This is a genomic window from Hymenobacter roseosalivarius DSM 11622 (assembly GCF_900176135.1).
GTDB lineage: Bacteria > Bacteroidota > Bacteroidia > Cytophagales > Hymenobacteraceae > Hymenobacter > Hymenobacter roseosalivarius.
Map to the genome: position 1 here is coordinate 1 of NZ_FWWW01000113.1, position 7,624 is coordinate 7,624.

A 7,624-nucleotide genomic window follows, 5' to 3' on the forward strand; every position below is an offset into this window, starting at 1 on the left:
ACCATCCTTAGCAAGGATTCCAACTCCAAAGGAGAATCTAAGTCAACAACCATGTAGCCTCTTCAGCAATCCAGGCGCAACTGCGGCCCCTCGTTTGTCGAGTGCCAGCAGGCGGGCGTATCCTCTCCAGAAACGGAGGGGGTTTTGCGGCCCTTGCGGTAATGCTGCTCCCATTCCCTATCCACAGCGAAGTAGCTGGATAGGCCCCGGAACCGTTTGTTGGTTGACATAATTCGACTTCTAGGACCGATACATAATGGATTCTGAAATCGAATTAACCTTGCATGCACTTAACTACCAGTTGTTAATCAACTTGTTAGATGAAAATGATTCGTTTCGCTATCTCGACAAGCAGGTAGTTGCCCTCCCATACGACAAAAAGCGCTTGCGACTATCGGTGGCACAACAAACAGCTCTACTGGATGCCTTGGGTGATTTGATCTTGGTAAAGGGTATTACCGATGGGGAAATCAATGCTTTCGGCTTGATAATCGAGCCCCTTATAGACATAGTCGGCCAGAACTTCTACGACTAAGTACTAATGAGATAAAAGATAGTTGTATCAGTTCAGATAGCCGCTCCAGCTTCTTGGTTTTGTCGCTTAGCATAATCGAAGTTATACCCCCGCCCTCGGAAAAGTGGTAGTTTGATTTCAGTGTAATTTGCGTTCTTGTTCTAGCACTTTAGCTGACTGGCCCTATGATGACCAAGACATCAGCATGCCCATTAGTCGTTTACGGTGAAACCACCGGTGGACCAGTTTGTATCTGCTCCTTGGAGGCTGCAAACCAGTGGTTAGGAAGCGACCAAGAAGGAAGCTTGTATGAGACAGTGATAGAGAGCATAGGCACTGCGGCGTTCTTCCACTACAGCCAAGACTACGCTTTCTTCAACTCGGAGACGGGCAATTTTGCCCTTTTCAAGTCCAATGAGGCCTTAGTGTTAGTCGAGATTGTTTCGCTCGAAGAAGATGCCGTTATCCCTTGGAAGGGTATTGAGTTCAGCATTCGACCCCAGACTCATTCGCCGGTGCAGCTGCTGGAACTCACCTGCTTCTTTGACTCCAGTATGACGATTCAACCCTGTATCCTCCCTCAAGAGTCCGTCTATGCCCTTGGGCAAAGCAATGTCTGGAATACAGTGCTGTTGGAGTGCGACTACCAAACCGTCTGTGAAGTAATGTTTCAATCGGATTCTATGCAGTTAGAAGGCATTTGCTTCCTTAAGAAGGGAGTAAAAGGATAGACTTTGGACTCATAGAATCCGGTTTTTGGTAGACCTGACGGAATATAAGGTCCGAGTAGGGCGGCGTTATCGGACCTTATCGGGGTGCCGCTAAGGCTTGCAGATGGGTGCTACGTTGACTGGGTATGTCCTTGTAACGCTTGATAATATCAACGGGCTCAGCGCATGCCATCCAACACCCGCTGGAACATCGCGGGAGCCCCGGCAGCGGTCTGTTGCTCAAGTCTCAGCAGCTTCGCATACCACTTGGTGGGCTTGCCCTGGTAGTGGGTTTTGCGGCCTTTACGGTATTGCTCCTCCCAGATCCGATCCACCGCGTAGTATTTGGCTAGGCCCCGAAACCGCTTGTTCTCCAGCTGGGTATCGTAGTAGAGCCGCTGCTGGGGGAAGGCCTGCCGGTGGGCGAAAATACCCGTGCCGGTGCGCAGATACAGCACCGTAGCCCGTCGATCCGTCTTGGGACAGCGCATGTACCAGCGGTAGCCTCCCGCACCAGGAAGGTTGCCAGGCACGGCCTCCAGCGGCACCAGGTAGTCGTACTTCCTCTCGCTGTTGATGGTGTAGTGCAGGCGTAAGTAGCTATCCTGCTCGGGCCGGATGTGCGCCTCTATACCAATCGAGCCGGTGCGTTCCCCACGATTACTCCAATGCAGGGTACGGCTGTGCAGGCCCGGCTGCAACAGGCCCATCCGTCGCAGGTAGGTCAACTCCAAGCGTTGGACGCCTTCGCAGGTAGTCGGGTAGTTAGGGTAACGTGACATAGCGAAAGGCGGTAGCTGCAGGCTATTGCGTTAGAAAGTAATCTTTACATTTCTCCTTTAGAATAACCGAAATCCTTAAGGAACGTTCCTGCTATTCCTATTGCGTACTGTCAACGCTGCAGCCTTTGTAGCAGGCCTGGAGCCGCCGCCGCTACTTGCTGTTCCTGCTTGAGCAGCGCGGCGTGCCAGCGGGTGGGTTTGCCCTGGTAGAACAGCTTGCGGCCTGGGCGGTAGGCCTTATCGCATTGGCGATCCACCGAAAAGAGCTTGGTCAGCCCGCGGAAGCGCTTCGGCTCCAGCTGAGAGTCATAGTACAGACGTTGGGGCCCATAAGCCAAGCGATGAACGAATAAGCCATCGTAACGCATGAAGAGCACGGTGGCACGCCGACCGAATACGGGGCAGATCATGTAGTAGCGGTGGGCGCTCGCTCCGGGCAAGTTGCTGGCTGCGGCCTCCAGCTCAATCCGGTAATCATGTTTGGTTTTACTATTCGCAGTGTAGTGGAGCCGCAAATATGTTTCGTGTCCTGGCAGCAGGTGTATCTGGAGCGAAATACTGCCCGTTGGGTGGCCGCGGTTGCCCCAGCTGAGCGTGGTGGAGCGCACACCTGGCCGTAGGAGCCCAGATCGTAGCAGGTAGGAGAGCTCCAGCCGTTTGAGCTGATTGGCGGTGCTAGGGAAGGATGGATAACGGGGCATAAGCAGCGAAACAGGGTTGGCCAAGTCTTACTAAGTTAACCGAAATCCTTAGGGTATACTCCAGTTTTATCGTTGCGTTATCTTAGCCCTCTATTGCGTTATTCAAATTTCCCTTCTTCAAATTTTGGGTTCAAATTTCTGGCCCCCTGCATCCCCTACTATCGTCTTATTAACCTATCTGGGGTTATTTTTCACACCCCCTGCAAAATTTGCATACCCCCTGAAATTAGAGTTTTGCGGCACTATCTTCTTTCTACAGAAGCACCGCAAAACTTAGCCTCGCTAGTAGACAGGTTAGCCCGTATTCTGCCGTAATTTTCGGCTAATTCAGTTACAGTTGATGTTGGCCTACTCTCGGAGCTTGGGGGCTGTTCGGGCTCTGTCCTCCAAGGGGTGGGGGCTCTGTATCAGGGTGCTAAGACAAACTCGCGTAGTTCCTCAGGCACTCTTAAGAATGGGCGAACATCGAAGAGCTGCGGTACACATTGCAGCCTCTGAACACGCCGACGCATGTTATTTCGTAAATTGCTATCAGCGTTGCGACAACGTTTGGCCACCGCCTTCCCTCGCTCTTTTGGGCTACAAAACTTCGCGTTTGGGTTGTTGCCTGCGATTGGCCGACCACATGTTTGGCAGCAGCGCCGCAGGCAGGCATTCACTTCTACCTCCTTCCTCTCTTCATCTTCTTGGAAGGATACTAGGAGGTGGTGGGGGTGAGAACTCTTTATTCTGTTAAATGATACTGTTTCCGACTGACTACAAGTGTGGAAAATGGTATCAGTTTTGGTCTGCAACGCGGGTGCTACCAAGCTGGCAATAGCAGCCGGAAGCCGCTGGCTGTAAATGTCATTTTCCGTTCTCTTGTCCGACTCGCTAAGTAGTTGCTTGAACTTAGCCTTGTGGCGCTTAATGGTAATAGATGGTACTCTGGCCTCCTTCAACCCCCTCCAATATTTTGGACTACTGCCGGAGTATAGAAGGGCGGCGTCCTTGGGCCTCAGGCCAGTAAAATCAAGTGGTTTGTCCCGTACCACCTGTTCCCAATGACTCTGTAACGCAGCAGCTGCAGCAATATACAGCGCCGGGGTAGCTAGGTCAGCTAACGTGACATGTTCACAATCCAACATTGCCTGAATAGCTCGCGCTCGTTTGAGAACCAACTCATAACGCAGTCGGTATAGACCAGCCGGTAACGGGTTGTCGTGCCGAGCTGCCCATGCACCCTTATCATAGAACTTTACCCCATAGTCAGCATGGGTGGCGTAGTACTCTAACGGGCGGGCTACTCCAGCTGGTGGTTTCACTGCACAGAAGATGCTCTGCTTATGGTGTATCAACGATTCCAAGAAAGGGCGGGGCGAAACTGGTAAGTCAGTATCAATAGACATTTCCAACCCCACCAAGTCGAACCTTTCCGCTGGCAACCCTACAGCTCTGGCCAACTCAGGTACAATGGTCTGCATTGTAGCAAGCTCGAGCAACTGGGTGTTATGTCCGTAGGCGAAAGTAGGTAGTGTCACCTCCATTCTAAGGATTCCCTGCTCAGGATACAGGTTTAAGCGGACTCCTCTGTAGTCCCGTACTTGTGCACACCCCTTTTCATTTAGTACTCCATCCCAACTCGCGAAGGCATCTGAAGCTAAAACTGCTTGTGTTTCTTCTGGTTGCAATTCCTTCGCTACTGCTCTAGTGTTGTCGAACATTGGGATAGGTGATCACCCGAAACAAGAAGCCCCCCAAGCCCTGGTGCGAATCAGGGTGGAGGGCTTGCCTCTTGTCTCCAGTGGAGAGGTTGAGGTGTTACGACAAGCACGGTTCGCACGCCATGCATACCCCTAAGAGTGATACACGAAGATACGGAATACAAGGCAGTTAAGGCCGAGTTAGACTACTGTTTTTAGCTAAGTTCTCAAAGAATTAGTCTTGTACTATGTATAGCTTATGCATATTATGCACATAATGCATATAATATGCATGAAGAGTATTTTGCTCCTTGTATTGTAGGTTCGTCATTAGAGAAGCATCTTCACCCTTACTTTGCTTCTCCTTGTTAGATTCGTTCTATGCATATATTAACCTTTGCCAACAGAAAAGGCGGTGTTGCTAAGAGCACCAGCGTTTGGGCTGTTGGCCATTGCTTGGCGCACCAGTTTGGCAAACGTGTGCTCCTAGTGGATTGCGACCCACAGAGAAACTTGACCATGTGTTTGCCTACTGTTGGCAAAGAGAGGCATCTAGCCCAGGTCGCAGAGGGAAAGGCAACACTCGCTCAAGTTATGCAGCCCGTTGGCGAAAGGCTCTGGCTGGCTCAAGCCTCCGAGCCTTTGGCTGCAGCTGAGAAGATCTTAGGTGCAGATATCGCCTACCCTATGCTGTTCCGCAACAACCTTGATGGGCTAGATAGCTTGGTCGATTATATCATCTTCGACACCAGCCCTTCACCTAATTCTCCATTGGCCTTGGCAGCAATGACCGCTTCCACCAGAGTATATGTACCAGTTCAACCGGAGTACTTTGCATTCGAAGGATTACAGAGCTTATTAGACATTGTTGAGCGCATTCGCAAGAACTACAGCCCTCAACTGAGGGTGGGCGGGTTGTTCTTAACCAAATATGCCCGAAGTTACCGCCGCAGCCTGCACCATGAATTTGTTGATATGATGAAGGAGCATGAGCAGCTAGGGCCGCTAGTGATGCAAACTTCCATTAGAGAAAATGTAGCAATAGCAGAGGCCCAGGTGCAGCGCAAGAGCTTGTATGAGTGGGCCCCTACCTCAAATGCGTTTCAAGACTATGAAGCTCTAACGAAAGAGATCATGGTTTCCTTGTCTGCATAATGCATATTGTATGCATGAACCATACTAGCTGTATCATATGGCCGCAAAACCGAAACTAGGCTTACGTGGCTTAGTATCCAACCAACCGACAAACCCTGACGAGTTGCTGTTAGGTACCTCCACTCCAGAGGTGGGGAAGCAAATGGAACCCGGGGAGGTGCCTAGCAAGATTCGTTTCACGAATACATTACCCGTTGAAACCTTCCGTCGCCTGCATCAACTCTCCTTCTGGGCACGTGAGGACATGAGCAGTATTTTAGACGTGGCCTTGACTACCTATTTTGAGCAGCACCTGGAGGCTGATCGGCCTTTACCTGAAAAGGAACGGGTGAAGCGTAAGCTGCCATAGTAACTCTTGTAGCCACTGCCTCTATAGTGGTGGCAATTCTTCCGTAGTTGCGCAAAGAGTTTAACGCTGGCTGTACGTTGGATGTCTTGTCAGTCCTTCTCCTTTTAAAAAAACATTCAAAAGAAGCAGAAGTACTTCTGTTCTTCTTAATTCTTCTTTCTTCTATTCTTCTAGCAGGCCTAACTATCTAATAGTCAAGTAATAGAGGGTCTTATCTACGGAAGGATTGCCACCGTACTACGGAAGGGTTGCCACCGTGCTACGGAAACATTGCCACTATCTACGGAAGGATTGCCACCGTACTACGGAAACATTGCCCCACCTACGGAAACTATATCTATTTCTTCCGTAGATGTTCCTACTTTGCGGGTCACTGCTCAACTATGGAACCTATTCTATATCCCCAAGCCCGGCAAGCCAACGTATTAGTTCGTGCGCCGCTGAAGCTGACGCACATGGAAGCCCGCATTTTTGCGCTGGCCTTAGGATGCATAAGCGATAAACATACCGAGCTACCTGAGATACGCATTCCCATTAAGCGGGTGCTAGCTACTAAAGGCGGATCTGGATACGATCAGGTTGACGAAGCCTGTAAAGGTCTGATGGGCAAAGTAGTTGAACTGAAGTTGAAGTCTGCTGCCGGCAAGGACAAACGCCGCAGCCAGAAGTATGGCATTATTAGCTTCATGGATTTGGATGAAGGAACAGGTATGTTGGCCGGTAACTTTGCCCCGGAGATTAAGCCGTTCTTACTGCAGTTGGCCAACCAATTTACCAAGGTGGAGATTGAAACCTTGCTGACATTGAAGAGCGCGCATGCGCACCGGCTCTATTGGCTGTTAACTAGCTGGGATGATGTAGGCACTTGGGAAACGGATTTAGATTCTTTTCGCAATCAAATACTTGGGGATGATCTTGATACAGCCTACACGATCTTCTACGACTTTAAACGCTACGTACTCGAGCCGGCCGTTAAGGAACTGCACGGCTTAGGCTGGATGGTAGAGTATAAGGTGAAGAAGGAAGGCAAAAAGGTTGGCAAGCTAATCTTTACTATTCCCAAGCATATAGGTGCTAATGAGGGGCCGTTAGCCCGGGTTATTGCCCTTCCTACCAGCACCCAAGGCAAAAGACCTAGCAAAGTGGCACAGCCTCAGTTAGATCTTCCCTCGGAGCACCCCACCCTACAGCAGCGTATTACCGGGCGCTTGGCTAAGCTCATGGTTACCGAAACTCAGATACGCACAATACTGGAGTACCTAGGAGATGATGAAACGCAAATGGCTAGGCTCCTGAAGATTACTCACCCCGTGCTAACCAGTCACGAAACCAAGAGCAAGGTATATGACAACCTAGGCGGGCACACTGTCAATCTGCTAAAGAGCGAGTTCCGGGGCCTCTTCGCGAAGCTGTAGCTCAGCACCTACGCTGGAGCCAGTCAACAAAATGCAAATCCATTGCTAGACGCCGAATAGCACTTCGGGCATAAGTCGGGTATAACGTACATTATGTTAAGCAACTATTCCGCGAAGGGAGCCAGCCCGCAGCGGGCCGTTTTCCCTTTCCTGTCCCATTAGAGTGCCATCGATAGTTGCAAGCAATCTGTTAATATTGCTCCTTGACTATTTCTGAATAAATTCATCAGCTAAGAATATGGGACGTCTCCTACACCACATAACTCAATTTTTGATAGGCCTAGCTCGCAGTATTGCTTGCAGTATGGGTATCCAT

Annotated in this window: 8 protein-coding genes; 5 read left to right on the top strand and 3 right to left on the bottom strand. The window is 50.3% G+C overall.

What is annotated here, in order from left to right; translation table 11 throughout:
- The first annotated feature begins 256 nt into the window (after positions 1 to 256).
- Positions 257 to 535 carry a hypothetical protein gene (locus B9A24_RS21060; protein ID WP_084448075.1) on the top strand — a complete coding sequence of 93 codons (279 nt, stop codon included), beginning with the start codon at positions 257 to 259 and terminating at the stop codon, positions 533 to 535.
- A 164-nt stretch (positions 536 to 699) separates the two neighbouring features.
- Positions 700 to 1,245, top strand: coding sequence for a hypothetical protein (locus B9A24_RS21065; protein ID WP_143435160.1), 546 nt, complete (start codon positions 700 to 702; stop codon positions 1,243 to 1,245).
- Between the two features lie 158 nt (positions 1,246 to 1,403).
- Here B9A24_RS21065 and B9A24_RS21070 read toward each other — a convergent pair whose 3' ends face one another.
- The 3 genes from B9A24_RS21070 to B9A24_RS21080 all read right to left on the bottom strand — a co-directional run bounded on the left by B9A24_RS21070 (position 1,404) and on the right by B9A24_RS21080 (position 4,410).
- Positions 1,404 to 2,006, bottom strand: coding sequence for a hypothetical protein (locus tag B9A24_RS21070; protein ID WP_143435161.1), 603 nt, complete (start codon positions 2,004 to 2,006; stop codon positions 1,404 to 1,406).
- A gap of 110 nt (positions 2,007 to 2,116) precedes the next feature.
- Positions 2,117 to 2,707: a hypothetical protein gene (locus B9A24_RS21075; protein WP_234997597.1), complete on the bottom strand. Its 591-nt coding sequence runs from the start codon at positions 2,705 to 2,707 to the stop codon at positions 2,117 to 2,119.
- Positions 2,708 to 3,114: 407 nt separating this feature from the next.
- On the bottom strand, positions 3,115 to 4,410 hold the full coding sequence (locus tag B9A24_RS21080; RefSeq protein ID WP_084448080.1) for a hypothetical protein: 1,296 nt from the start codon (positions 4,408 to 4,410) through the stop codon (positions 3,115 to 3,117).
- A gap of 360 nt (positions 4,411 to 4,770) precedes the next feature.
- Here B9A24_RS21080 and B9A24_RS21085 point away from each other — a divergent pair, with 360 nt between their 5' ends.
- The 3 genes from B9A24_RS21085 to B9A24_RS21095 all read left to right on the top strand — a co-directional run bounded on the left by B9A24_RS21085 (position 4,771) and on the right by B9A24_RS21095 (position 7,308).
- Positions 4,771 to 5,544: a ParA family protein gene (locus tag B9A24_RS21085; protein WP_084448083.1), complete on the top strand. Its 774-nt coding sequence runs from the start codon at positions 4,771 to 4,773 to the stop codon at positions 5,542 to 5,544.
- Between the two features lie 37 nt (positions 5,545 to 5,581).
- Positions 5,582 to 5,893, top strand: coding sequence for a hypothetical protein (locus B9A24_RS21090; RefSeq protein ID WP_084448085.1), 312 nt, complete (start codon positions 5,582 to 5,584; stop codon positions 5,891 to 5,893).
- A 383-nt stretch (positions 5,894 to 6,276) separates the two neighbouring features.
- Entirely contained in the window at positions 6,277 to 7,308 is a 1,032-nt protein-coding gene (locus tag B9A24_RS21095) for a replication initiation protein (protein ID WP_084448087.1), read from the top strand.
- Positions 7,309 to 7,624: the final 316 nt, after the last annotated feature.

Coding starts and splice junctions, on each gene's coding strand:
- B9A24_RS21070 (WP_143435161.1), bottom strand. CDS start 2,006: ATGTCACGTTACCCTAACTACCCGACTACCTGCGAAGGCGTCCAACGC.
- B9A24_RS21075 (WP_234997597.1), bottom strand. CDS start 2,707: ATGCCCCGTTATCCATCCTTCCCTAGCACCGCCAATCAGCTCAAACGG.
- B9A24_RS21085 (WP_084448083.1), top strand. CDS start 4,771: ATGCATATATTAACCTTTGCCAACAGAAAAGGCGGTGTTGCTAAGAGC.
- B9A24_RS21090 (WP_084448085.1), top strand. CDS start 5,582: ATGGCCGCAAAACCGAAACTAGGCTTACGTGGCTTAGTATCCAACCAA.
- B9A24_RS21095 (WP_084448087.1), top strand. CDS start 6,277: ATGGAACCTATTCTATATCCCCAAGCCCGGCAAGCCAACGTATTAGTT.
- B9A24_RS21060 (WP_084448075.1), top strand. CDS start 257: ATGGATTCTGAAATCGAATTAACCTTGCATGCACTTAACTACCAGTTG.
- B9A24_RS21065 (WP_143435160.1), top strand. CDS start 700: ATGATGACCAAGACATCAGCATGCCCATTAGTCGTTTACGGTGAAACC.
- B9A24_RS21080 (WP_084448080.1), bottom strand. CDS start 4,410: ATGTTCGACAACACTAGAGCAGTAGCGAAGGAATTGCAACCAGAAGAA.